Below are 25,111 nucleotides of genomic sequence, written 5' to 3' on the forward strand. Positions count from 1 at the left end.
AGCGCCTCGTCCGGCCCGCCGCGGCAAAAAAGAAAAGGCGCCGCAGCGCCTTTTCGTCACAAGTCCGACCGAAAGCCCTCACGCCTTCGCGCGCTTGCCTTCCACATCCGGCAGGAACACCGTCAGCACGCCGAGCAACGGCAGGAACGAGCAGACTTTGTACACATACGTGATGCTCGTCGCGTCGGCGAGTTCGCCGAGTACCGCGGCGCCGATGCCGCCGAGGCCAAACGCGAAGCCGAAGAAGAGGCCCGCCACCATGCCCACCTTGCCCGGAATCAGTTCCTGCGCATAGACGAGGATCGCCGAGAACGCCGAGGCCAGCACCACGCCGATGATCACCGTCAGCACGCCCGTCCAGAACAGGTTCGCATACGGCAGCAGCAGCGTGAACGGCGCGACGCCGAGAATCGACACCCAGATCACATATTTGCGGCCGATCCTGTCGCCGATCGGACCGCCGATCACGGTCCCCGCGGCCACGGCCGCGAGGAACACGAACAGATGAATCTGCGCGGCCTGCACCGGCAGATGGAACCGGTCGATCAGATAGAACGTGAAATAGCTGTTGATGCTCGCGAGGTAGAAGTACTTCGAGAACACCAGCAGGATCAGCACGCTCATCGCGAACATGACCTGGTTGCGCGAGAGCGTTGCGTGAGCGGTCTGGCTGCGCGCCTTTTTCACGGATGGATGCTGCTTGTACCAGCGGCCGATCTGCGTCAGCACGACGATTGCGACGAGCGCCGCCACCGAAAACCACGCGATGCTGCGCTGTCCGTGCGGAATCACGATCAGCGCGGCCAGCAGCGGCCCGAGCGACGATCCCGCGTTGCCGCCCACCTGGAAGAGCGACTGCGCGAGCCCGTGACGGCCGCCGGAGGCCATCCGCGCGACCCGCGACGATTCCGGATGAAACACCGACGACCCGCAGCCGACTAGCGCCGCGGCCACCAGCAGCACGCCGAAACTCGTCGCCATCGACATCAGCAGCAGGCCGGCGAGCGTGAAGCCCATGCCGACGGGCAGCGAGTACGGCTTCGGATGCTTGTCCGTATAGATGCCGACGAGCGGCTGAAGCAGCGACGCGGTGATCTGATAGGTCAGCGTGATCAGGCCGATCTGTCCGAACGACAGCGAGAAGTTGTCCTTCAGCATCGGGTAGATGGCGAGGATCAACGACTGGATCATGTCGTTCAGCAGATGCGAGAAGCTGATCGCGCCGAGCACGGAATAGACCGTGCGCTGAACCTTGGCGGCCGGCTGCGCGGCTGAAGATGCGGCAGCCGACGCGGCTGAGGCATTGGCGGCGCTGCCGGTTTGGGCTGACGCGCCGGCAAGTGCGCGTTTATCGAGGCTGGTTTCCATACGCTTCAAAGAAAGGGAAAGGAAGGGGCAATCCTGCTGGCGGCGCGTCGCGATTCCTGGTCTGCGTCGTTGCGGCATAACGACGCGAATTCGCGCGTGCTCAGCTATTTGTCGCAGTTTAATGTGGCTCGACCGAAATGTAAGGACAAGTTTTGTCGCGAATCGGACACGGTCATGCGGGCCTCGCGCATCGCTGTAAATCAGAACGGGCGGATTTTTGGCCATGTATAAAACTGGCGCGGCGCGCGCCCACGAAGCGGCGCGTCGAGGACCGGGCGAATCACGGTCGGCATCGGGCAAACCGCGCTAAAGATCGCGGCCGCCGATGCCGTAGACCCGGAGAGAGAAAAAGCAATGCCGGAACAGACCTTTGCGGCAGGTTTAAACGTGGGGACGGGGAATATGAAAGTAGGTTCAGCAGTGTCAGCAGTTCCGCTGGGCAGCCGGAAGAGCGCGGGGTTCGTTCCGGACACCGAGGCGGCCGGCCGGTCGCCGTCGCGGGGAAAGGGTGGCGGGGCGCGAGTCGTGCGGCTCAAGGGGCTGTCGGTCAAGGCCATGTTGCGCGCCGCGTTCGCGGTGCTGCTGGTCGGCACGCTGGCAATCGGCGTGTTTTCGCTCACGCAGATCAGCCGCCTGAACGCGTCCGCGCAATCCATCTACGACCAGGGCCACGTCGCGAGCCGCGCCGCCGAGGAAGCGCGCGGCCACATGCTGCGCGCAAGCCGCGCGCAAAAAATGCTGTTGACGGCGACCACCGCGAAGGAGCGCGACGAACTCGGCGCGGACATCGACAAAGGCCTGAACGGCCTCGCCGCCGAACTCGCCACGCTGCAGCAGTACGTCGACAAATCCGACGCGCAGGCCGTCGAGCATCAGAAGAAATTCGCCGCCGGCGTCGCGACGTGGAGCGCGCATCTGCGTGACTTCGTGACGCTCGTGAAAGCGCAGCCGCTCGACCTTTCGCAGATGAACTGGCAGGTCGGCACGCAGGACGTGTCGCTGCTCGTCGAAACCGGCAAGCTCGAAAAACTCGTCGATCAACTCGTGGCGGAACGCGGCACGGCCGCGAAGGCGACCATCGACGCGTCAGGCTTCATTTATCACTCGTCGTTCGTGATGCTCGCGGTGATGACGGTCGGGCTGATCGTGCTCGCCGCGTTCGTCAGCGAGTGGGTGGTGCGCCGCCTCGCCCGCCAGTTGGGCGGCGAACCGGCCTACGCGAAAGAGATCGCGAGCCGGATCGCGGCGGGCGATCTGTCGAACCAGATCAAGCTCGGACGTAAGGACAAGTCGAGCGTGCTGTACGCGCTCTCCGACATGCAAAGCGGGCTCGCGACCACGGTATCGGATATTGCGTCGAGCGCGGACGCGATTGCGACCGCCTCGGGCGAAATTTCGATGGGCAACCTCGATCTGTCGCAACGCACCGAGCAGCAGGCGATGGCGCTCGAGCGCACGGCGAGCAGCATGGAGCAGTTGACGTCGACGGTTCGCCAGAACGCCGACAACGCGAAGCAGGCGAGCACGCTCGCCAACAACGCGTCGGAGATCGCGGAGAAGGGCGGCGAAGTGGTGAGCCGCGTCGTCGCGACGATGAACGAGATCAACGACAGCGCGCGCAGTATCGGCGACATCATCGGCGTGATCGAGGGCATCGCGTTTCAGACCAATATTCTCGCGCTGAACGCGGCCGTCGAGGCGGCGCGCGCGGGCGAGGAAGGGCGCGGCTTTTCGGTGGTCGCCGCCGAGGTGCGCAACCTCGCGCAGCGCAGCGCCGCCGCCGCGAAGGAGATCAAGGGCTTGATCAGCACGTCGGTCGAGCGGGTCAGCAACGGCTCGACGCTCGCGCAGGACGCCGGCCAGACGATGGACGAAGTGGTCAAGGCCGTGAAGCGCGTCACCGACATCATGGGCGAGATCTCGGCGGCTTCGTCGGAGCAGAGCGCCGGCATCGAGGAAATCAACCTCGCCGTCGCGCAAATGGATTCGGGCACGCAGCAGAACGCGGCGCTGGTCGAGCAGGCGACCGCGGCGGCCCGCTCGCTCGACGATCAGGCGCACGGCCTCAAGCAGATGGTCGGCAAGTTCCGCTTGTAGGGCTTGTAGAGCTTGCAGAGCTTGTAGCGGCGCCGCTCAGCTCTGCTTGACGACCACCGTGCAGGTAATGCCCGCCGCCAGCACGACACCGTCGGGCACCGAGTCGATCTTCACGCGCACCGGCACGCGCTGCGCGAGCCGCACCCAGTTGAAGGTCGGGTTGACGTCGGCGAGCAGTTCGCGGCTTTGCGGATTGTCGCGGTCGTAAATGCCGCGCGAGATGCTTTCGACGTGGCCTTGCAGCGTGCCGCCGCTCATCAGCCGCACTTCGGCCTTGTCGCCGATATGCAGGTGCGGCAGCTTGGTTTCCTCGAAGTAGCCATAGACCCAGAATGAGTGGCTGTCGACGATCGCGAGCTTCGCCGCGCCGGCCGTCGCGTAGTCGCCGCGAAACACGTTCAGGTTCGTCACGTAGCCGTCGACGGGCGACACGACGCGCGTGCGGGCGAGATTGAGCTTCGCGGCGTCGAGCGCGGCGAGCGCCTGCTGATAGGCGGCCTCGGCGGCCGATGCCGTATGCGCCGCATTTTCCTGGCTCTCCTTCGACACCACGAGCGAATCCATATCCGCGCGACGCCGCGCGTCGTCGCGCTTCATCTGCAATTCGGCCTTGCGCGCGGCCACCGCGGCCTGCGCCTGCTCGACGGCGATCTCGTAGTGCGACGGATCGATCTGCATCAGCAAATCGCCTTTCCTCACCAGTTGATTGTCCTTGACCGGCAACTCGACGACGGCGCCCGACACGTCCGGCGCGACGTTGACGATCTCGGCGCGCACGCGTCCGTCGCGCGTCCACGGTTCATCCATGTAATGAACCCACAGCACGCGCCCCAGCAGGATCGCGACGATAAAAACAATGGCTGTCGCGACGAAGCCAACAAGATTTCGGATGGTCATGTTTCGACTCGGATCAACGGTAAACGGCAAGGCCCAGCACGCCGCATACGCAGACGAGCAGGCTGGCCCGGAACAGGGACGGATGCCACACCACGCGATAAACGCCCGTATAGGCGATCACGCGATCCAGCACCCAGGTAATCGCCGCGCCCGCGACGAACAGCAGCACGATCGTGGGCACATAGGCGTCGAAAACGGCAATGTCACGCGGCATGTGAGACTCCTTTGGGTGCGTCTGCCGGCGTGTCCGTCCGCGCGCCCGTCCACGGTTCGAGCGGCGACTGCGGATCGAGCAGCGCGGTACGAATGAAGTGCAACTGGCTCAGAATGCGTTGCAGCCGATGGCGCTCGTCGCGCGGCGGGGCGAACGCCAACGCCGTAAGTAACGCCTGCATGGCGTCGATGGCTTCGCTGGTCGCTTTAAGCGCGCGTTCGAAGCGATCGCTGCGCGGCCGTTCGAAGAGGGCGGTCAGCGCGTCGCACATCGCGCGCAGTGCAATGCGCCACGGCGTCGCTTTCGCGTAGCGCGCATCGGCCGGCAGCGCGGCCACTTCGCGGCGCAGATCGATCACCGCGTTGCCGATTTCGAGCACCGAGAACAGCCAGCGCAACGTGTCACGCCGCGCCGCCGGGTCGTTCTGCGCGAGCGCGTTGATCTGGAACATCAGGTCGCGCGCGCCGCTCTCGAAGTGCGAGCGCACGCGGCTCAGGTGCGCGCGGCTCGCGAGTACGACCTGGCGGCGCAGATCCGCGAGCAGCCGGTTGCGCAGCCACGGCGTGGACGGCGGCAGCAACACGGCGAACGCCACCGAGGACACCAGCATCGACAGCACGAGCGCCATCGCGTCGTTGATAAAGCTCGTCGGGTCGTAATGCATCACGTTGTCCGGGCCGGCGAGAAAGCAGAAGAAGATGCAATAGCCGACGCCGTAGCCGGCGAGCGCGGGCCGCGTCGTCATGAATACGCCGAGCAGCAGGAACGGCGCGAGCGCCGCGCACAGCAGCGGGAAGCCGTCGATGCGCGGAAACACGCCGTACACCGCGAGCATGCCCATCACCGAGGCCGCGAGCGTCCCGCCGGCCATCTGAAAGACGGTGCGTTTCGGGTCCGGCGACGACGACGCGAGCGCGCACACGGCCGCCGCGTTGAGCGTGAGCGTCGAGCCGCTCGGCCATGCGGTGGCGATCCAGAAGGCGCCGAGCGCCATCATCACGAGCGCCGCGCGCAGGCCGGCGACGCCCGCCGCGATTGCGTTCGTCTTTGGCTCGTAGCGCTCGACCCAGCGCTCGCGCGCGTGGGTGTCGACGGCCAGCGACGCGTAAGTGGCCGCGTACGCATGCAGGTCGTCGATGAAGCGGTACAGCAGTTCGGCGCCCGTGTCGAAGTCGAGCAGCGGCGCGTCGGGATGCGTTTCTAGCGCGGCGCGCGTCGCGCGCACGCGGCGCGGCAACTCGGCCTTGTACGCTTCGAGTTGCGCGGCGGCGTGCGCGGCATCGGCGGCGCTTCGCACCGGCTCGCCGGACTTCGCGAGCAAGGGCGCGATCTCCTTGAAGTACGGCTCCAGCGCGTCGATGGCGATCACGGCGCCATGCGTGCCGGCGTTGCGCAGCCGGTTCATCAACTGATGCAGCGCGTGAAAGCGCGTCGACGCGGTCATGAACTCGCTGTTCAGGCGCGCGAGACGGCCGGCGCGCATCCGCGAATCCGGGCCTTCGAACACGGCGACGCTGCGCGCCGCCTCGAAGCCGACAATGTCCGCGACGAAGCGCGCATTGGTCGCCTCGATCTGCGCGCGGTCGATGCGCCCGGCCAGCGACGCCGACACATAGTCGACGAACGAGGAGAACCGCGCCCGCACCGCGCCGCGCATCTGCAAGCCGGCGAATTGCGGGAACACGAGGCCGCTGACCGCGCCCGCGCAGACGATGCCGAGCACGACTTCCGCGACGCGCGTGAGCGCGGCGAGAAACGCGCCGTCCGGATGCTGCGAGGCGGGGATGCCGATCAGCGCGGCGGTGTAGCCGGCGAGCACGAATCCGTACGACCGGAAATTGCGGTTGCGCGCGGCGCCGGCGGTGCAGATGCCGACCCAGATCGCGGTCGTCGCGATAAAGAGCTCCGGCTGCTGCGCGAAAAGTCCGATCAGCGCGAGCATCACGACGAGGCCGACGAGCGTGCCGCAAATCCGGTAGAAGCTCTTCGCGAACACCATCCCGCTTTGCGGCTGCATCACGATGAAGACGGTGGTCATCGCGGTGCGCGGCTGCGGCAGGTCGAGCTTCATCGCGATGCCGAGCGCGAGGAAGCACGCGGCCAGCGCCTTGAAGAGATAGATCCACGTGAGGCCGTCGGTGCGCGCCCAGTCGGCGGCGGCGCGCGACCAGGCGGCGAGTGACGGGGGGCGCGAGGCGGAAGCAGGGGAGGCTGACATGGCGGGCTTCCTTAGTCGGCTGCGGCGTGGGGCGCGGGGCTTGTTGCTGGGCGCGGTGCCGGGCCTGCCGCCTCCGGCGCAGCGGTTCCGTTCGAGGCGGCAGCGGAGTTGCTGACACTGCCCTCGGCGCCGCCCTTGCCCTTGCCATGCCCCGGCAGCGTTTCGTTCGCCGCCGGCCCGTTCGCCGGCTCGTCGAGGCCGCCGCCCAGCGCGGTAACCAGCGACGCATGCGCGCCGAGCCGCTCCGCGTGGACTTTCGCGACGCCTTCCTGCGCGCGCAGCAACTGGTTTTGCGCCGTCAGCACGTTCAGATAGTCGGTGAGACCGCGCCGATAACCTTCGCGCGCCAGTTCGTAGTTCTTGCGCGCGGCGGCCACCGAGCGCTCGGCGTCCTGCGCCTGCGTCGTCAGCGAGCGGATGCGGATCACCTGATCGGAGACGTCTTTGAGCGCGCCGACGATCGACTGGTTGTAGTTCTCCACCGCCTCGTCGTAACCGGCGGAAGCCGCGCCCAGTTCCGAGCGCAGCCGGCCGCCGTCGAAGATCGGCAGCGACAGCGCCGGACCGGCGCTCCAGCTATGCGACGGATTCTTCAGGAACTGGAAGAGCGGCCCCATCGCCGCATAGCCGCCGATCGACGCGAGCAGATCGATGTCCGGATAAAACCCGGCCTTCGCGACGTCGATGCCGCGCGCCTGCGCCGCCACCGTCCAGCGCGCGGCGACGATGTCCGGCCGATGGCCAATCAGCTCCGCGGGCAGCGCGCTCGGCAAGCCCGCGGGCGCGGCGAGCGAGAGCTTCGGCCGCTGGATCGAGTCGCCTGCGCCGGGGCCTTTGCCCGCGAGCGCCGCCAGTTGATTGCGGCCGAGCGCGATCCTTTCCTCGAGCGCATCGATTTGCCGCTCGTATTCCGGCAGCGGCGTTTGCGCCTGGCTCGCTTCGAGCTGCGTGCCGATGCCGCCCTTCAGACGCCGGTTCGCCAGGTCGGCGATTTGCTGCTGTTGCTGCAAGGTGGCGCGGGCGATGTCGAGCAGCGCGTAGTCGAGCGACATCCCGATGTAGGTGCGAACCACGTTGGCTTGCAGTTCGAGTTGCGCGGCGCGGGCATCGGCGGCGCGCGCGTGGGCGGCGTCGAGGGCGCGCTCGGCGGCGTTGCGGTCCTTGCCCCACAGATCGAGGTGATAGGACAGCGCGAGCGTGCCGGTGTTGTTCCACGATTGCTCGCCGGCGAGCGGACCCGGACCGTAGTACAGGTTGTCGGCCCACTTCTGGCGCTTGATCGACAGGTCGCCGTTCACCTGGGGAGCCTGCGCAGAACGGGCGACGCCCGCCATCGACATGGCTTCGCGCACGCGCGCCTGCGCCGCGGCGAGGCTCGGATTGTTCGCCTGGGCGGCCTCGATCCACGCGTCGAGCTGCGGATCGCCATAGACGCGCCACCAGTCGGCGGCGGGCCACTGGGCGTCGGCGTCGGCCGCGCGGATCGCGCTGCCCGCGTCGAGCGAGGCCGGGTCGGTACGGCTCGCCTGCTGAGCGATGCCTCCGGTACTTGCACAGCCGGCAATTGTTAATAGGATCGTAAGAGCCGCGGCTGCGGCGATCCTCGTGGCGACCGGAGACTGCACGATTTCCTCCAGAAATGACTATAGAAGCTACCGCGCAATTATATTTTTCGATCGATTGGGGAATAACCGGTAAAGATGCAAGGGATTTTTACGGGAATTGTGATAATCGCCTTTGCATTGCGTGTAACAATCGACGGGTTGGCTTGGATGCTGGATAAGGATCAGGTATGGATACGCTTCAAAACATGCGCGTATTTGTCCGCGTCGTCGAGGCGGGCAGTTTCACGGGTGCCGCGCAGCACCTCAATACGACGACCGCGTACGCGTCGCGCGCGGTCTCCGATCTGGAAGCGCATCTGCGCACGCGCCTGTTGAACCGCACCACGCGCCGCATCGCGCTCACCGAGGCGGGCGAGCGCTATTTGCAGCGCTGCGAGCAGATTCTCGCGTATGTCGATCAGGCGGAAGCCGAGGCGAGCGACGCGCACGCGCGTCCGTCCGGCAAACTGAAGGTTCACGCGATGACGAGCTTCGGCCAGCACTACGTCGTGCCGGCGGTGGGCCGCTATCAGCAACGTTACCCCGAAGTGCATGTCGAGCTCACGCTCGCGCAGCGCATGCCCGATCTGCTCGACGAAGGTTTCGACGTGTCGCTGACGCTCGCCACGGGTCTACCGGATTCGGGACTGGTGTCGCAGCGGCTGGGCAGCGCGTTCAGCATCGTGTGCGCGTCGCCGGCTTATCTGGAGAAGCACGGCGTGCCGCAAACGCCGTCCGATCTCGCGAGCCACGCGTGCCTGCAAATGGTCACGCCGGTGTTTCCGCCCGACAAATGGACCTTCGACGGCCCCAACGGCGAGGAAACCATCGCGCTCGGGCCGGCCACGTTTCAGGTGAACGTCGCGGAGGCGATGGCGGTCGCGGTGACGAGCGGCATGGGCATCGGCCTGATTCCGATTTACTCGGCGATCAGCGGCTTGCGCAAAGGCGACCTGGTGCGGCTCCTGCCCGACTACACCTCGCAGGAGATGAACCTGTACGCATTGTATCCGTCGCGCCAGTATCTGGACGCGAAGATTCGCACGTGGATCGAGCATCTGCGCGACGAGCTTCCGGCGACGCTCGCAGTCGACGAAGCCGAGCTGCGGCAGTTCGCGCGGACCTGAGCCGGCGAGCGGTCTGCGCTTGTCCGGTTTGCTGACGTGCGGTTGAATCGGCGGGCTGTTACATCGGCGCCGCGCCGCAACATTTCCTTACTTCCGCGCGCGAATCGATTTGCTACCGTGTGGTTAATGCGCCGCGCGTCAAACCGGCGCGTTGTTGTCGCCGCCACGTTCGGCAATCGCAATCACCGAAGGACGAGGATTTCATGGATACGCATCTGATGATCGGCGTGGCCGTCATGTTTGGACTGATCGGCATTGCCGCATCTCGCGACCTGCTGCGCCGCCTGCGTCAGCAGCAGCCGCAACTTGCGCCAATCAGGATCGAGCGTCCCGAAGCGGGCAAGCAGCGGAGCGGGCGGTAGTCGTTTGCGCTTGCGGCGGGGCGCGTCTGCGGTTTGAGGCCGCAGCGCCGCCGCGCTAGATCTCGACGACCTTATCCCACGCGAACTGCGGATTTTCCCACTGCCTGCTGCGCCGCTCGAAATAGCCCCGCGGATTGCACACCACGCGCGTGCCGTTCACCGTGTAGTCGAACGACGTATGCGTGTGCCCATGAATCCATAGCGTGACGGGCGCCCGCACGAGCTCCGGCAAATGGTTGACGAAGCCCGCGGACACGTGGTCTTCCGCGTAACGCTCGGCGAGACTCAAACGATGCGGCGCGTGATGCGTGACCACGACCGTCTGCCCGGCAAACGGTTTCGCCAGTTCGTTCTCGAGCCAGGCGCGCGCCTGGCGATGCAGCGCGAGCGCGTCGCCGGGCGTGAAGTCGCGCGCGTCGTCCTCGGCGCGGTTTTCCAGCCCGTGCGGCCAGTTGATCTGAATCGGCCCGCGAAAGTCGAGCATGGCGCGCCGCGACGCCTCCATCGATTCTTCCAGCGCCGCGCTGTCCGCGCCGAACAGCGCAAAATCCGTCCATAACGTCGTGCCGAGCACGCGCCAGCGTCCCTGCGGATCGACGAGTGCGGCGTTGTTCAGCACGTACACGTTGTCGACCTGCGCGGCCGCGTCGTACAACGCGGTTTCGAGCGCGCCGAACTCGCCGTCGTAGTACTCGTGATTGCCCGGCACGTAGATCACCGGCGTCGCGCCGTCGAAGGTCTGCGCGGCCCAGCGCGGGCCCGCCGCGTGATTGTGAATGTCCCCGGCCAGCACGATCAGATCCGCTTCTGCGTGCGGAATCAGTTCAGGCTCGTCGTTCTCGAGATGCAGATCGGACAGCACGCGAATTTTCACGAAGAAGGCTCCTGCGAGTGGCTGGGTTGCATCCGGTTTCAACCGGTTGCTTCACGCTTTTAGCGTAGCACTTTGCCCGGGTTCATCAGGTTCAGCGGATCGAGCGCGCGCTTCACCGCACGCATCATCTGGACCTCGACGTCCTGCTTGTAGTGCATCGCTTCATCAATTTTCAACTGCCCGAGCCCATGTTCGGCGCTGATGCTGCCGCGATGCCGATGCACGCTGTCGTACACGATACCGTTGATCGGGCTCTGGAATTGCGCGAGGAACGCCTTCGCGTCCACACCCTCCGGCGCCTGCACGTTGTAATGCAGATTGCCGTCGCCGAGATGGCCGAACGTCACCATGCGCGCGCCGGGCGCGGCCTGCGCGATCGCGGCGTCGGTTTCCTCGATGAAATGGCCGATGCGCGAGATCGGCACCGCAATGTCGTGCTTGATGTTCAGACCTTCCTCGGCCTGCGCGAGCGGAATATGTTCGCGCAGGTTCCAGAACGCGCGCGATTGCGCGAGGCTTTCCGCGACCACCGCGTCCTGCACGACGCCGTCTTCGAGCGCCGTTTCCATCAGACGCTCGAAGAGCGCGCGCGCGTGCTCCTCGCTTTCGCTGTCGGACAATTCGAGCAGCACGATTTGCGCGTGCGGTTCGGCAAACGGATAGCGCATCTGCTCGAAGTGCCGGCCGACTAGCCGCAGGCAGAAGTCCGACATCAGTTCGAAGCCCGTGAGCAACGGCCCGGCAACGCGTTGCGCGAGCGACAGGAAGTCGAGCGCCGCATGCGGCGACGCGAGCGCAGCGAGCGCCGTGACCCGCGCGGCCGGCTGCGGATGCAGCTTCAGCACGGCCGCGGTGATGATGCCGAGCGTGCCTTCCGCGCCGATGAACAGATCGCGCAGATCGTAGCCGGTGTTGTCCTTGCGCAGCCCGCGCAGACCGTCCCACAGTTCGCCTTGCGGCGTGACGACTTCGAGGCCGAGACAGAGTTCGCGCGTGTTGCCGTAGCGCAGAACGCCGGTGCCGCCCGCGTTGGTCGCGAGATTGCCGCCGATCGTGCAACTGCCTTCGGCGGCAAGACTCAGCGGGAACAGACGGCCGGCTTCGTCGGCGCGTTTTTGCACTTCGGCGAGAATCACGCCGGCTTCGACGGTGATCGTGTTGTTGTGCGGATCGATGTCGCGCACGCGGTTCAAGCGCCGCAAGCTGACGACCGCCTGCGCGCCGCTCACATCGGGCGTGGCGCCGCCCGCAAGGCCCGTGTTGCCGCCTTGCGGCACGAGCGGGACGCCATGTTCGACGGCGAGCTTCACGAGCGCCGCGACTTCGGCGGGCGTCGCCGGCGACAGCACCGCGCAGGCCGCGCCGGTGTAGCGGCGGCGCCAGTCGGTGAGGTAGGGCGCGGTGTCGTGCGCGTCGGTCAGCACATGGGCGGCGCCGATGGCGTCGCGGCAGGCAGTGAGGAAAGCGGATTGGGTCATGTCGGTTGGATGCGGGATTGGGCGGCGGATGCTGATGCGCAAGTCGAGCGTATTACGTTCAGACGTCCGCGTTTTGCGGATGTTCGCGGGGCGGCTTCGCGGCGCCGTTCGATACGTTTTCCGCTGCCGTTTTTTCCGCGTCTCGTTCGGCCTCTCGTGCCGCATCTTTCGCCGCCGTTTTCGCCGCCGTTTTTGCCGCGCGTTTGAACGGCGCGACATACGCGAGCGTACAGACGAAAAAGAGCACGCTAAGCATCGCTTCGAGCCAACCGAAGCCCGCGCTCAAGCCGCGCTCGCTCCAGCCGCGCACGACGCCCTCGGTAAAGTAAAGCAGGATCAGCATCGACGCCCATTGCAGCGTATAGACACGCCGCCGCCACACGCCCGGCAGCGCGAGCAGCAGAGGCACGGCCTTCAGTACGAGCGCCGAGCCGCCCGGGCGCAGCGGCGCGAGCCACGCTTCCCAGGCAATCGACAACGCGATCAGCGTGACGAGCGAAGCCGTCGCGCCGAGCGCGGCGTGCAGGTTTGGCGACGGCGGCAGCGTGCGATTCACGGTCTTTCGCTCATGGATGCCGCCGTGCGCGCGACACGTGCGCCGAGCGCGACGGCCAGCGTTTTCTCGTCGGCGGAAATGCCTTGTGCGGCGCTGCCCGCGCGCGCGAAATGCGACGCGCCGTAGGGCGTGCCGCCGCTTTGCGTTGTGCTCAATGCGCTCTCCGTGTACGGGATGCCGACGATCAGCATGCCGTGATGGAGCAGCGGCAGCATCATGGACAACAGCGTGGACTCCTGGCCGCCGTGCAGACTGCCGGTGGACGTGAACACGCAGGCCGGCTTGCCCGACAGCGCGCCCGACAGCCACTGCGGCGTGGTGCCGTCGAGAAAGTATTTCAGCGATGCGGCCATGTTGCCGAAACGCGTGGGCGAGCCGAGCGCGAGACCGGCGCATTCCTCGAGGTCGCGCAGTTCGGCGTACGGCGGTCCTTCGGCGGGAATGTCGGGCTGCGTCGCCTCGCAGACGGTGGAAACCGCCGGCACGGTGCGCACGCGCGCCTGCATGCCGGGGACGCTGTCGACGCCGTGTGCGATCGCCAGCGCAAGCTCGCGCGTGGCGCCGTGACGGCTGTAATAGAGCACGAGAATGTCTTTCATAAGCCTCATCAGTGAACGGGTATTATAGGGCTTGGGTCCGCTCTAGAGGCCGTTCCCAGCCATTCATAGCCATTCGGCCAGGGCTCGCGTAAGGCGCGTCGAGGGTGCGCTCAGAATGCTCTAAGAGTGCTTTGAGAGTTCGCTGAAGGTTCGGCCAGGCGGTCCTTAAACACAGTCAGACAAAGCAAGGAGGCAGGTTTGTTGTCCAGGGTGCGTTTCGACCTCGATACGCTCAAGCGGCTCGCGCAGTTCGCCGCGAAGCGCAGCAGCGAAGACCGCATTGCGCAGGTGGCCGGCAGCCTCACGTTCACCACGATGCTCGCGCTGGTGCCGCTCGCCACCGTCGCGTTCGCGCTCTTCACGGCGTTTCCGCTCTTCAGTTCGTTCCAGGAGTCGCTGCAGTTTTTCCTCGCCGACCACCTGATGCCCGCGCAACTGAACAGCCAGATCTTCAAGTATCTGAATCAGTTCGCGTCGAAGGCGAAGGGCTTGACGACCATCGGCATGGTGCTGCTGTTTCTCACGGGCGTCATGACCATGATGACGATCGAATCCGCGTTCAACGTAATCTGGCGCGTGCGCAAGGCGCGGCCTATCGCGCAGCGCATCCTCGTGTACTGGGCGATCATCACGCTCGGTCCGATTCTGATCGGCGTGAGCCTCTCGATCTCGTCGTATCTGTTCACGCAGTCCATGACGTTCAGCGCGGCCCAGCGCATGACGCCGGTGATCGAATTCGCGCTCGCGGGCGCCGCCTTGCCGCTGACGGCGCTCGCCTTCACGATTCTCTATGTCTATCTGCCGAACTGCCGTGTGGAGTGGCGCGATGCGGTGATCGGCGGCCTCACGGCGGCTATTGCGTTCGAACTCGCCAAGCGCGGCTTCGGCTATTACGTGCGTCGCATGCCGACCTATACCGCGGTGTACGGCGCGTTCTCGGCGGTGCCGCTTTTCCTGCTGTGGATGTACCTCTGCTGGTTCATCACGCTGGCGGGCGCGATGATCGCGTCGGCGTTGCCGGCCATTCGCATCGGCCAGTTTCATCGACCGACTTTCGAGGGCAGCAATCTGTTCGATGCGCTGGAATTGCTCGCGCGGCTTTGCGAAGCGCGCGATGCCGGCAAGCGCGGCTACACGGTGACGGAACTTTCGCGGATGCTTCGCCGCGATATGGACACGACGGTCAATCTGCTGCAAAAGCTCGAACAGATCGAATGGATCGCGCAGTTGCAGGAAGACGCGTCGCGCCCGCACTTCCTGCTGCTGGCCAATCCCGCGCAGATCACGGTGCAGCAGCTATACGACCTGTTCGTCATGGATCGCGCTGAGCTGGAGTATCAGCTTCAGCTCGCGTCGACTCGTGTGGACGGCGCCACGCTGCTCGCGGCGCTCGAGAACGACAAACTGCGGGTGACGCTCGCGACGCTGCTCGCCGTGCGTGCCGCGGCGCGCGCGGCGGCCGCTGAAGAGAACGAGCGCGGCACGTCGTCGATGCCGCATCAGGCGGCCTAGGCGTTCAGAGTGGAGCGGGGCGGCGGCTTGAGCGCGGCACCGCTCGCTCGCGCTACAACGAAATCTTGCCGACGCAGATGTCCTTGAACATCACCCAGTCGCCCATCAGGCTGTAGAGCGGATGGCGAAACGTTGCGGGCCGGTTCTTCTCGAAGAAAAAATGGCCGACCCAGGCAAAGCCGTATCCGCAGACGACGGCCGCGGGCAGCCACGGCCAGTCGCCGGTGGCGAGCGCCATCGCGAGGCAGCCGATCACGCCGAGCGAGCCCACGAAATGCAGCCGCCGCGAGACCAGGTTGCGATGCTCGCTCAGGTAGTACGGGTAAAACTCCGCGAAGTTCGCGAAGTGATCGGTATGCGCGGTATGAGCCATAACGGCCTCCGGATTGCTACGCGTTGCGAATCATCGCCTGTTGTTGCGAACTGCGTTTTCGCGATGCCCCGACGGCGCGCGAAATGACAGGCTCGATTCATTGTCCGGCTATCGCGTGCCTGGCGCAACCTGGCCATTCGGACGATGGCGAAGGCGCTTCGGCGCGGTTATCGTGGGTGCGTGAATTGGCTGGCGAGCGGGCTGAAAAAATCAACTCGCGACGAAGCGCAGCAGCCCCGCGTTAATCCGCCGCGTGAACCGGTCTCGAAGCAAAACTGAACAGCGCGTCGAGCGTGGCGTCGGGCTGTTCGGTCATCAGCGCGTGTCCGGCTTCCAACGTGACGGTGTCGACGGGCGCGCCTGCCTGCGCGAGCGCATCGGCGAGTGCCCTGGCGGCGCGCGGCGGCGTCATTGCGTCGCGGCGGCCGATCACGAGGCGCGTCGCGCAGCGAACCTGCGCGGCACGCACGAGGCCGTCCGCGTAGCTATTGCATGCAGTGAAATCGGTGTGAAAGAGATGCGTCTCGCCTTTTGCCGAAACGCGCTCCATCAGCCGCTGGTTCATACCGTGCAGCCAGAAGCCAGGACCGGGGCAGGACGGTTTGGCCGCGAGCGTCGAGTGCGACCATTGGTTGACCATGTCGATTGCCTCCGGCTCTCGATGTAGGGCGGCTTCGAGCAAGGTATCGGAGACCGCCATCGGCAACGCGGTGGCGAGGAGCGCGAGATGCGTGGTTCGCTGCGGGAAGCGGCCGGCGAAGTCGAGCGCGATCAGCGACCCCATGCTATGACCGGCCACGAATGCGCGCGCGACACCGGCGGCGTCGAGCAACGCGGCGAGCCAGTCCGCCAGCGCGTCGATGGTGTGCAACGCGGGGCCGGCGCTGCGGCAGTGTCCGGGGAGATCGACGGCCAGCACGCTAAAGCCGTGGTGCGCGAAATAGCGCGTTTGCAGCGCCCACACGCTATGGTCGTGCTCGGCACCGTGGATGAAAACGGCAGTCGGCAGACTCCGGTCGAACGGTTTGCCGCCGGTGTAGGCATAGGCGGCCTTGCCTTGAACGGTCAGGATCATGGCGACTCCGGGCGCGGTTGCGAAGCGGTGCTGCTGTCTGTCTTCGGCGCGCCGTCCTGCGCGGGATTCTGCGCCGGCTTCTGTGCCGGCTTCTGTGCCGGCTTCTGTGCCGGCTTCTGCGTCGGCTTCTGCGTCGATTTCTGCGCGGCTTTCAGGCCGCGCTTCAGATCGTCGATGAGGTCATCCGGGTCTTCGAGACCAATGGAGAGCCGGATCGTGCCTTCCGCGATGCCCGCCGCGGCGAGCGCGGCCGCGTCCATCCGGAAGTGCGTGGTGGAAGCAGGGTGAATCACCAGCGAGCGCGCGTCGCCGACGTTCGCGAGATGCGAGAACAGCGACAGCGCTTCGATGAAACGGCGGCCGGCCTCGCGGTCGCCACGCAGATTGAAGCTGAACACGGCGCCGGCGCCGCGTGGCAGCAGGCGTTGCGCGAGCGCGTAATCGGCATGCGTCGGCAGTTCGGGATACGCGACGGCTTCGACCGCCGCATGGCCGGCGAGGAACTCGACCACGCGGCGCGTGTTGGCGACATGCCGTTCCATCCGCAGAGGCAGCGTTTCGATGCCTTGCAGAAGCTGCCAGGCGGCTTGCGGATGCAGGCATGCGCCGAAGTCACGCAAGCCCTCGCGGCGAGCGCGCAGCAGGAATGGCGCAACGGTGCTTTCCTCGCTGAACACCATGCCGTGGAAGCCGTCGTAGGGTTCGGTGAATTCGGGAAAGAGCCCGGAGGCGTCGAAGTCGAACGTGCCGCCGTCCACCAGCACGCCGCCAATGGTCGTGCCGTGGCCGCCCAGGAACTTGGTCGCCGAGTGATAGACGAAGTCCGCGCCGTGCTCGAACGGTTTCAGCAGATACGGCGTGGTGAACGTGGAATCGACGAGAAGCGGCACGCGATGCTCGTGGGCGAGCTGCGCGACGGTGGCGATGTCGAGCACGTCGAGGCCCGGATTGCCGAGCGTTTCGCCGAACAGCAGGCGTGTGTTCGGGCGCAGCGCCGCGCGCCATCCGTCGATGTCGCCGGGTTTGACGAACGTCGTTTCAATGCCGAAGCGGCGCAACGTGTAGTGCAGCAGATTATGCGAGCCGCCGTATAGCGCGCTCGAAGCGACGATGTGCGAGCCCGCGCCCATCAGCGTGACGATCGCGAGGTGCAAGGCGGCCTGGCCGCTCGCCGTGCCGATCGCGCCCGCGCCGTTTTCGAGCGCCGCGACGCGCTCCTCGAATACGGCCACGGTCGGATTCGAGATGCGCGAGTAGACATGGCCGGCGCGCTCCATGTTGAAGAGCGCGGCCGCGTGGTCCGCATCGCGAAACGAGAACGAAGTGGTCTGATAGATTGGCGTGGCGCGCGCGCCGGTGGTGGGGTCGGGCGCGGCGCCGGCGTGCAGCGCAAGCGTGTCGAAACGGTTGGCGGACATGCTGGTCGGCGAGGCCACGGGCGGTCTCGCGAAAGGTCAAGGTGGCGGCCATCGTATCACCGGCGCAGGCTGCTTCAAGCGCGGTTTTCCCGATGCGCGAGTGTGTGCGTGCGGGTGTGCGTGCAGCCTTTGCCTGGCGGCGGAAGGCCGCCCCGCCTTGGTGGGGGGGCCGCTTTCCTTTTATGGGCCTTTCCGATAGGATCGAAAGTCATTGATGCATTACCATGCCTAGCGGGTATTTCGGGAGACAGATCATGCGAGTCAGCGACATTCTTAAAGTCAAAGGCAACACCCTTTTCACGGTCACGCCGGATGCCACGCTGCACGACGCAGTCAACACCATGGCCGAACATGACATCGGTTCGCTCGTCGTCATGGAGTACGGCGACCTGGTCGGCATGCTGACATTCCGCGAGATTATTCTGACGCTCAAGGAGAACGGCGGAAGCGTGGGCACGTCGACCATTCGTAAGGTCATGGACGATCATCCGCTCACCTGCACGCCCGAAACGGACGTCAACGAAGTGCGCCGCATGATGCTCGAGCATCACGTGCGTTATCTGCCGGTCATGGAAAGCCGCACGCTGATGGGTGTCATTTCGTTCTACGACGTCGCGAAGGCGGTGGTCGAAGAGCAGGGCTTCGAAAACCGCATGCTCAAGGCGTATATCCGCGACTGGCCGGAAGAGCAGGGGCAGCAGCCGGCGCGTTAAGGCGGCAGGACCCAATATTGAATGAAGGCGTGCGCGAGAGCGCGCGCCTTTTTTGTGCGCGCGGCGCTCGCTCGTCACGCGCGTTGCGGAGCTGCCCCACTGGCGCGCACTCCAGACGCGCATTTCCCCATCCGTTCGTCAAACTTCATGAGTCAGAGCCCCACGCCTCCTACGCCGCCAACGCGCACGCTACCCGCCGCCGGGCGCGCCGCGAGCCGGCATGGCGGCCACGAATCGCAGTTCAAGCTGCTGGGTGAGCGCCGTTTCGCGCCGTTTTTCTGGACGCAGTTCCTCGGCGCGATGAACGACAACGTCTTCAAGATCGGGTTCACGTCGCTCGTCACGTTTCAGGCGGCGCGCTTTTCGGGCGTCGATCCGAAAACCGCGGCGTTTCTGATCTCGGCCATCTTCATCCTGCCTTTCGTGCTGCTGTCGGCCACGTCCGGGCAGATTGCCGACAAGTACGACAAGGCGCTGCTCACACGCTTCGTCAAGACCTTCGAGATCGCCGTCATGCTGATCGGCGGCGCGGGTTTCCTGCTGCATAGCGCGCCGCTGCTGTATTTCTGCACGTTTCTGATGGGCGTGCATTCGACCGTGTTCGGGCCCGTCAAGTATTCGTACCTGCCGCAACATCTGTCGAGCCACGAGCTTGTCGGCGGCAACGGGATGGTCGAGATGGGCACCTTCGTCGCGATTCTCGTCGGCACGATCATCGGCGGCGCGAGTGCGGGGTTCGTCGAACATGGCGCGCTGCTGCTGGCCTGCGCGTGCGTCGCGATTGCGCTGGCGGGGCGCGTGGTGTCGAGCTTCGTTCCGGTGACGGCAGCGCCGCAGCCGGATCTGCGCATCAACTGGAATCCGGTCAGCGAGACCTGGCGCAACCTGAAGCTCGCGCGCGAAAACCGCACGGTGTTCCTGAGTCTGCTCGGCATATCGTGGCTGTGGTTCGTGGGCGCGACGTTTCTGTCGTCGTTTTTCAGCTTTGCGAAAGACGTGTTGTCCGCCAATCCGGACGTCGTGACGGTGCTGCTCGGCACGTTCTCGATCGGCATCGGCCTCGGCTCGCTGATGTGCGAAAAGCTCTCGAAGCGGCGCATCGAGATCGGCCTCGTGCCGCTCGGTTCGATCGGCATGAGCGTGTTCGCCATCGACCTTTTTTTCGCCAGCCACGCGTTGCCGCCCGTCGGACACCTGTTGAGCGTGGCCGAGTTTCTTGGGCGCGCCGCGCATTGGCGCGTGCTCGCCGATCTGTTTTTGCTCGCGATGTTCGGCGGCTTCTACAGCGTGCCGCTCTATGCGCTGATCCAGAGCCGCAGCCAGCCGAGCCACCGGGCGCGCATCATCGCGGCGAACAATATTCTCAATTCGCTGTTCATGATCGTGTCCGCGCTGATGGCGGTCGGCCTGACGGCGGCGGGCTTCAGCATTCCGGCAATCTTCCTCGTCACGGCGCTGCTCAATATCGTGGTGGCGACTTACATCTATTCGCTCGTGCCCGAGTTTCTGCTGCGCTTCATCGCCTGGCTGCTGGTGCACACGTTCTACCGGATTCGCCTCGTGCACGCCGAGCGGATTCCGGACGAAGGCGCGGCCGTGCTCGTCTGCAATCACGTCAGTTTCGTCGACGCCGTCGTGATCATGGCCGAGAGTCCGCGGCCGATCCGCTTCGTGATGGATCATCACATTTTCAGGACGCCGTTCGCCGGCTGGGTGTTTCGTCACGCGAAGGCGATTCCGATCGCACCCGCGCACGAGGACGCGCAGTTGCTGACGCGCGCCTACGAGCGCTGCGCCGAGGCGCTTGCCGAGGGCGAACTGGTGTGCATCTTCCCCGAGGGCAAGCTCACTCGCACGGGCGAGATGAATCCGTTCCGTCATGGCGTGACCGAGATCATCCGGCGTACGCCCGCGCCTGTGATTCCGATGGCGCTGCGCGGGCTGTGGGGCAGCGTGTTTTCGCGCGCCAACGACGCGCGCTGGCCGCGGCCGGTGCAAAAGGGCGTGATGAGCCGGCTGACGCTCGCGGTCGGCGAGCCGATCGAGCCGGCGCTTGCCACGCCGGAACTGCTGCAGAAAACCGTCACGGAACTGCGCGGCGCGCGCAAATAGGCCGGCTTGTCCGGAAGTCATAAGCCGGCGCCGCGGGCGGCCTCGTGCCCCAAGGGGCTGGCATAATAGCGTCTTCCCCGCATCCTTTGGACGACGCTCATGTCCGGCAACACCCTCGGTACGCTTTTCACTGTCACGACCTTCGGCGAATCGCATGGCCCGGCCATCGGCTGCGTGATCGACGGTTGCCCGCCGGGCATGGCGCTCGACGAAGCCGACATCCAGCTCGAGCTCGACCGCCGCAAGCCCGGCACGTCGCGGCACGTCACGCAGCGTCAGGAAGAAGACAAGGTCGAGATTCTGTCGGGCGTGTTCGAGGGCAAAACCACCGGCGCGCCGATCGCGCTGCTGATTCGCAATACCGACCAGCGCAGCAAGGACTACGGCAATATCGCGGACACCTTCCGTCCGGGTCACGCCGACTACACCTACTGGCAGAAGTACGGCATTCGCGACTATCGCGGCGGCGGCCGTTCGTCGGCGCGGCTGACGGCGCCAACCGTCGCGGCGGGCGCGGTGGCGAAGAAGTGGCTGCGCGAGAAATTCGGTACTGAAATTCGAGGCTATATGGCGGCGCTCGGCGAAATCGACGTGCCGTTCGTCGACTGGGCGCAGGTGCGCGAGAACCCGTTCTTCGTGCCCAACGCGGACATCGTGCCGCAGCTCGAAGCGTATATGGACGCGCTGCGCAAGGACGGCGACTCGATCGGCGCGCGTATCAACGTGGTGGCGTCGGGCGTGCCCGTGGGCCTCGGCGAGCCGCTGTTCGACCGGCTCGATGCGGACATCGCCCACGCCATGATGGGGATCAACGCGGTGAAGGGCGTCGAAATCGGCGCGGGCTTCGCGAGCGTCGCGCAGCGCGGCTCGGTGCACGGCGACGAACTCACGCCCGAGGGCTTTGTGGGCAACCACGCGGGCGGCGTGCTCGGCGGTATTTCGACGGGGCAGGACATCACGGTGTCGATCGCGATCAAACCGACGTCGAGCATCCGCACGCCGCGCCGTTCCATCGACAAAGCGGGGCAGCCGGCAGTTGTCGAGACGTTCGGCCGGCATGACCCGTGCGTCGGCATTCGCGCCACGCCGATAGCGGAAGCCATGCTCGCGCTGGTACTGATCGACCACGCGCTGCGTCACCGCGCGCAATGCGGCGACGTCTCGGTCAGCACGCCGAAGATCGCGGCGAGCGCGCCTTAACGGGCGCCGTTAGCGCCTCTCACATCGCATTGCACAAGCGGCGCGCGGCGCCTTCCTCGCATGAATCATCCTCCTATCGAGCCAGCGGGCGACGTTCTGACGGCGCTGCGCTCGCGTGCCTCGGCGCCGCACGCGAGCGCGCACGATTACCTCGCGTTCGGTCAGGCGCTGCTGCAGCACGCGGGCCGCGACAAGGCGCTGCAACGCGAAGCGCTCGTGGCGCTTGTGCGCGCCTATCAGGCCGAGCCGGCCTGCGAGCCAACGCTGCTTCACACGATTGCGCAGACCGCGTTCATCGTGCGCGATTGGGCGCTTGTCGAATCCGCGACCGCGCTGCTGCTTGCGCAAAATCCCGCCGATGCCAACGCATTGGTCTGGCGCGCGGCGGCCGTTCAGTATCGCGACGACTTCACTACCGCCGAGCAGTTGCTGCGCGAAGCGGTGCGCGTCGTGCCCGGCAATCCGGTGGCGCTTCACAAGCTCGCGTTGTGCGTGAAGGAGCAGTCGCGTTTCGCGGAAGCGGAAGCCTTGCTGCGTCAGGTGCTCGCGTCGTCGCCGGAAAACGCGCATGCGTGGTTCGACCTTTCGGAACTCGAGATCCGCAATGGACGTTTTGCCGAAGGCTGGGCGCATTACGAGTCGCGCAACGCGTTTGCTGGCGAGTTGAACAACGCGCAGCAGGCGCTCGCCGCGATCAGCGCGCACTGGCAAGGCGAGCCGCTGACGGGCAAGACGCTGGTTGTGTACGGCGAGCAGGGCAACGGCGATTGTCTGTGGGCAGTGCGCTTTTTGCCGCTTCTCGCCGAGCGTGCGCGGCGCGAGGGCGGCACTGTGATCTTCGGTCACGACGGGCCGTTGCGGCATCTCTTCGAACGGACGTTGCCCGCGGATCTGCGGCTCGAAACGAGCCTTGAAACGCAGCCTGATTTCCATTGCGGGCTAATGAGCTTGCCGCTGCGCCTCGGCATTGTGGATGCGAGCGGCTGGGGCGCGCCTTATCTGAGCGCCGACCTGCAGCATGTGCAGGTGTGGCGGGATCGCGTAGAAGCGTGCATCGCCGGAAAGCCTGGCGGCAATCGCAAGGTCGGGCTGGTGTGGAACGGCAATCCCGACCATATTCGCGACGCGCGACGGTCGGTGCCGGCGGAACAACTGGAACCGTTACTGGATGTCGCGGGCGTGACGTATTTCGCGCTGTCGCCGGGACGTGGCGAGACCGTCGCGCAGTGGCGTGCGAAGGGCCTCGACGTCGTGGACCTCACGCATCATTTCCAGTCCGGATTCGACGACGTCGCCGCGTTGCTGGCGAATCTCGACCTGATGGTCACGATCGACAGCGGGCCGGCTCATCTGGCCGGCGCGCTCGGCGTGCCGACCTGTTTGATGATCGACCATGTATCGGCGTGGTTCTGGGGCAGCGATTCGGCGGCTACGCCCTGGTACGATTCGATCGAACTGTTCAGGCAACCCACGGTGGGTGCGTGGGCGCCGGTGGTCGCGCAGGTGCGCGAACGTATCGAACGGATGGCGCGCGGCTGACGCCATTGCTTTCGCAGCGCAGGCGTGGGCCGCCTGCGCCTTGAAGCTATAAATCCCGACCTTACATGTTCGGATAGTTCGGCCCGCCGCCGCCTTCCGGCGTCACCCACACGATGTTCTGCGTCGGGTCCTTGATGTCGCACGTCTTGCAGTGCACGCAGTTCTGCGCGTTGATGACGAGCCGTTCGCCGCCGTCGTCGTTCTTCACGAACTCATACACCGCAGCCGGGCAATAACGCGCTTCCGGGCCCGCATACGTCTGCCAGTTCACGTTCACCGGCACCGTCGGGTCCTTCAGCGTCAGATGCGCGGGCTGGTTCTCCTCGTGATTCGTGTTCGAGATGAACACCGAAGACAAGCGGTCGAACGTGAGCTTGCCATCCGGCTTCGGATACTCGATCGGCGTGCATTGCGACGCGGGCTTCAGCATCTCGTGGTCCCAATGCTGGTGATGCAGCGTCCACGGCACGTTGCCGCCCAGCAGCTTCTGCTCGATGCCGACCATCAGCGTGCCCAGGTACAGGCCCTTGCTCATCCACTGCTTGAAATTGCGGGCGCGGTACAACTCGGTATGCAGCCACGAAGTCTTGAAGCTCTCCGGATAAGCCGCGAGTTCGTCGTTATGACGACCGGCCTGCACGGCTTCGAACGCGGCGTCGGCAGAGAGCATGCCGGTCTTGATCGCCGCATGCGAACCCTTGATGCGCGATGCGTTCAGGAAGCCCGCATCGTCGCCGACCAGCGCGCCGCCCGGAAACACCAGCTTCGGCAGCGACATCAGGCCGCCTGCGGTGATCGCGCGCGCGCCATACGACACGCGCTTGCCGCCTTCGAGGAACTGGCGGATCGCCGGATGCGTCTTGTAGCGCTGGAATTCCTCGAACGGCGACAGATACGGATTCGTGTAGCCGAGACCCACCACGAAGCCGACCACCACCTGGTTGTTGTCCATGTGATAGAGGAACGAGCCGCCGTACGTGTCCGTTTGCAAAGGCCAGCCGGCCGTGTGCATCACGAGCCCAGGCTTATGCTTGGCCGGATCGATCTCCCACAGTTCCTTGATGCCGATGCCGTAGACCTGCGGATCGACGCCGTCGCGCAACCTGAATTTGTCGTTCAACTGACGCCCGAGATGCCCGCGCGCGCCTTCGCAGAAGAGCGTGTATTTGGCGTGCAGCTCCATGCCGAGCTGGAAGTTCTCGGTCGGCTGGCCGTCCTTGCCAATGCCGAGGTTGCCGGTCGCGACGCCCTTGACGGAACCGTCGTCGTTATAGAGCACTTCGGCCGCCGGAAAGCCGGGGAAAATCTCGACGCCCAGTGCTTCCGCCTGCTGCCCCAGCCAGCGCGTGACGTTCGCGAGGCTGATCACGTAGTTGCCGTGGTTCTTGAAATTGTCCGGCAGCGCCCAGTTCGGCACGCTTTTCGAACCCGTTTCGGTGAGGAACAGGAAGCGGTCTTCGGTCACGTCGACCGTCAGCGGCGCGCCTTTTTCCTTCCAGTCGGGAATCAGTTCATTCAGCGCGCGCGGGTCCATCACCGCGCCGGAGAGGATGTGCGCCCCGATCTCCGAGCCCTTTTCCAGCACGCAGACGCCAAGCTCGACGCCCTTGCCGGCCGCGAGCTGCTTCAGGCGGATCGCCGCGGACAAGCCTGCCGGGCCGCCGCCGACGATCACGACGTCGTATTCCATCGACTCGCGCGGGCCGTACTGCTCGATGAGACTTGCGGGGGTCATTGATGCTCCTCTTACCGTTAGAATGCTTTTTTCGGGATCG

The 25,111-nt window shown here is 65.6% G+C and carries 21 protein-coding genes; 8 read left to right on the plus strand and 13 right to left on the minus strand.

The annotated features are described in order from the left end of the window. Positions 1-78: 78 nt before the first annotated feature. Positions 79-1,368 carry an MFS transporter gene (locus BGRAMDRAFT_RS28740; protein ID WP_006052408.1) on the minus strand — a complete coding sequence of 430 codons (1,290 nt, stop codon included), beginning with the start codon at positions 1,366-1,368 and terminating at the stop codon, positions 79-81. A 420-nt stretch (positions 1,369-1,788) separates the two neighbouring features. On the opposite strand from BGRAMDRAFT_RS28740, the gene BGRAMDRAFT_RS28745 reads away from it, so the two are divergent. Continuing rightward, on the plus strand, positions 1,789-3,465 hold the full coding sequence (locus tag BGRAMDRAFT_RS28745; RefSeq protein ID WP_044021939.1) for a methyl-accepting chemotaxis protein: 1,677 nt from the start codon (positions 1,789-1,791) through the stop codon (positions 3,463-3,465). 36 nt (positions 3,466-3,501) lie between these two features. Here the strand turns inward: BGRAMDRAFT_RS28745 and BGRAMDRAFT_RS28750 are convergent, their stop codons facing one another. The 4 genes from BGRAMDRAFT_RS28750 to BGRAMDRAFT_RS28765 are packed head-to-tail and all read right to left on the minus strand — an operon-like array spanning position 3,502 to position 8,419. Beyond that, on the minus strand, positions 3,502-4,362 hold the full coding sequence (locus tag BGRAMDRAFT_RS28750) for an efflux RND transporter periplasmic adaptor subunit (protein WP_006052410.1): 861 nt from the start codon (positions 4,360-4,362) through the stop codon (positions 3,502-3,504). A 13-nt stretch (positions 4,363-4,375) separates the two neighbouring features. Next, entirely contained in the window at positions 4,376-4,576 is a 201-nt protein-coding gene (locus tag BGRAMDRAFT_RS28755; RefSeq protein ID WP_006052411.1) for a DUF1656 domain-containing protein, read from the minus strand. Beyond that, positions 4,566-6,794, minus strand: a complete 2,229-nt coding sequence (locus tag BGRAMDRAFT_RS28760) for an FUSC family protein (protein ID WP_006052412.1) — start codon at positions 6,792-6,794, stop codon at positions 4,566-4,568. Before BGRAMDRAFT_RS28760 ends, BGRAMDRAFT_RS28755 begins: the two co-directional genes overlap by 11 nt. Positions 6,795-6,805: 11 nt before the next feature. Then, positions 6,806-8,419 (minus strand): efflux transporter outer membrane subunit, encoded by a 1,614-nt coding sequence (locus BGRAMDRAFT_RS28765; protein WP_006052413.1) that lies wholly within the window; start codon positions 8,417-8,419, stop codon positions 6,806-6,808. 167 nt (positions 8,420-8,586) lie between these two features. Between BGRAMDRAFT_RS28765 and BGRAMDRAFT_RS28770 the strand changes: the two genes are divergently transcribed. After that, the gene (locus BGRAMDRAFT_RS28770) at positions 8,587-9,525 is read left to right on the plus strand and encodes a LysR family transcriptional regulator (protein WP_006052414.1); all 939 of its coding nucleotides are present in this window, start codon (positions 8,587-8,589) and stop codon (positions 9,523-9,525) included. Positions 9,526-9,728: 203 nt separating this feature from the next. Beyond that, positions 9,729-9,887, plus strand: a complete 159-nt coding sequence (locus BGRAMDRAFT_RS35110) for a hypothetical protein (protein WP_006052415.1) — start codon at positions 9,729-9,731, stop codon at positions 9,885-9,887. Between the two features lie 55 nt (positions 9,888-9,942). Here the strand turns inward: BGRAMDRAFT_RS35110 and BGRAMDRAFT_RS28775 are convergent, their stop codons facing one another. From BGRAMDRAFT_RS28775 to wrbA, 4 genes are read right to left on the minus strand one after another with little or no spacing between them, the layout of a single operon-like run. Continuing rightward, positions 9,943-10,761 carry a metallophosphoesterase gene (locus BGRAMDRAFT_RS28775; RefSeq protein ID WP_006052416.1) on the minus strand — a complete coding sequence of 273 codons (819 nt, stop codon included), beginning with the start codon at positions 10,759-10,761 and terminating at the stop codon, positions 9,943-9,945. Positions 10,762-10,820: 59 nt separating this feature from the next. Then, entirely contained in the window at positions 10,821-12,239 is a 1,419-nt protein-coding gene (locus tag BGRAMDRAFT_RS28780; RefSeq protein WP_006052417.1) for an FAD-binding oxidoreductase, read from the minus strand. Positions 12,240-12,297: 58 nt separating this feature from the next. Further along, positions 12,298-12,795, minus strand: a complete 498-nt coding sequence (locus BGRAMDRAFT_RS28785) for a DUF2069 domain-containing protein (protein WP_006052418.1) — start codon at positions 12,793-12,795, stop codon at positions 12,298-12,300. After that, entirely contained in the window at positions 12,792-13,394 is a 603-nt protein-coding gene (gene wrbA, locus BGRAMDRAFT_RS28790; RefSeq protein ID WP_006052419.1) for an NAD(P)H:quinone oxidoreductase, read from the minus strand. The genes BGRAMDRAFT_RS28785 and wrbA overlap by 4 nt, the downstream gene beginning before the upstream one ends. A gap of 198 nt (positions 13,395-13,592) precedes the next feature. Between wrbA and BGRAMDRAFT_RS28795 the strand changes: the two genes are divergently transcribed. Continuing rightward, positions 13,593-14,906: a YihY family inner membrane protein gene (locus BGRAMDRAFT_RS28795; protein ID WP_006052420.1), complete on the plus strand. Its 1,314-nt coding sequence runs from the start codon at positions 13,593-13,595 to the stop codon at positions 14,904-14,906. A 52-nt stretch (positions 14,907-14,958) separates the two neighbouring features. Here the strand turns inward: BGRAMDRAFT_RS28795 and BGRAMDRAFT_RS28800 are convergent, their stop codons facing one another. The 3 genes from BGRAMDRAFT_RS28800 to BGRAMDRAFT_RS28810 form a co-directional block, all read right to left on the minus strand. After that, positions 14,959-15,279, minus strand: coding sequence for an Mpo1-like protein (locus tag BGRAMDRAFT_RS28800; RefSeq protein ID WP_006052421.1), 321 nt, complete (start codon positions 15,277-15,279; stop codon positions 14,959-14,961). A gap of 241 nt (positions 15,280-15,520) precedes the next feature. After that, a complete protein-coding gene (locus BGRAMDRAFT_RS28805) occupies positions 15,521-16,354 on the minus strand; it encodes an alpha/beta fold hydrolase (protein ID WP_006052422.1) in 834 nt (277 codons plus the stop codon). Next, entirely contained in the window at positions 16,351-17,772 is a 1,422-nt protein-coding gene (locus BGRAMDRAFT_RS28810) for an O-acetylhomoserine aminocarboxypropyltransferase (RefSeq protein ID WP_006052423.1), read from the minus strand. Before BGRAMDRAFT_RS28810 ends, BGRAMDRAFT_RS28805 begins: the two co-directional genes overlap by 4 nt. Positions 17,773-18,026: 254 nt before the next feature. Between BGRAMDRAFT_RS28810 and BGRAMDRAFT_RS28815 the strand changes: the two genes are divergently transcribed. The 4 genes from BGRAMDRAFT_RS28815 (at position 18,027) to BGRAMDRAFT_RS28830 (ending at position 23,336) form a co-directional block, all read left to right on the plus strand. Then, entirely contained in the window at positions 18,027-18,485 is a 459-nt protein-coding gene (locus BGRAMDRAFT_RS28815) for a CBS domain-containing protein (RefSeq protein ID WP_006052424.1), read from the plus strand. A gap of 147 nt (positions 18,486-18,632) precedes the next feature. After that, entirely contained in the window at positions 18,633-20,597 is a 1,965-nt protein-coding gene (locus BGRAMDRAFT_RS28820) for an MFS transporter (RefSeq protein ID WP_044021940.1), read from the plus strand. Between the two features lie 99 nt (positions 20,598-20,696). Further along, positions 20,697-21,797, plus strand: coding sequence for a chorismate synthase (gene aroC / locus BGRAMDRAFT_RS28825; RefSeq protein ID WP_006052426.1), 1,101 nt, complete (start codon positions 20,697-20,699; stop codon positions 21,795-21,797). Positions 21,798-21,857: 60 nt separating this feature from the next. Further along, positions 21,858-23,336: a tetratricopeptide repeat protein gene (locus BGRAMDRAFT_RS28830; RefSeq protein WP_006052427.1), complete on the plus strand. Its 1,479-nt coding sequence runs from the start codon at positions 21,858-21,860 to the stop codon at positions 23,334-23,336. A gap of 61 nt (positions 23,337-23,397) precedes the next feature. Here BGRAMDRAFT_RS28830 and BGRAMDRAFT_RS28835 read toward each other — a convergent pair whose 3' ends face one another. Beyond that, entirely contained in the window at positions 23,398-25,071 is a 1,674-nt protein-coding gene (locus BGRAMDRAFT_RS28835; protein WP_006052428.1) for an electron transfer flavoprotein-ubiquinone oxidoreductase, read from the minus strand. Positions 25,072-25,111: the final 40 nt, after the last annotated feature.

Origin of the sequence: Paraburkholderia graminis C4D1M (assembly GCF_000172415.1) — a bacterium.
In the GTDB taxonomy this organism is placed as follows: domain Bacteria; phylum Pseudomonadota; class Gammaproteobacteria; order Burkholderiales; family Burkholderiaceae; genus Paraburkholderia; species Paraburkholderia graminis.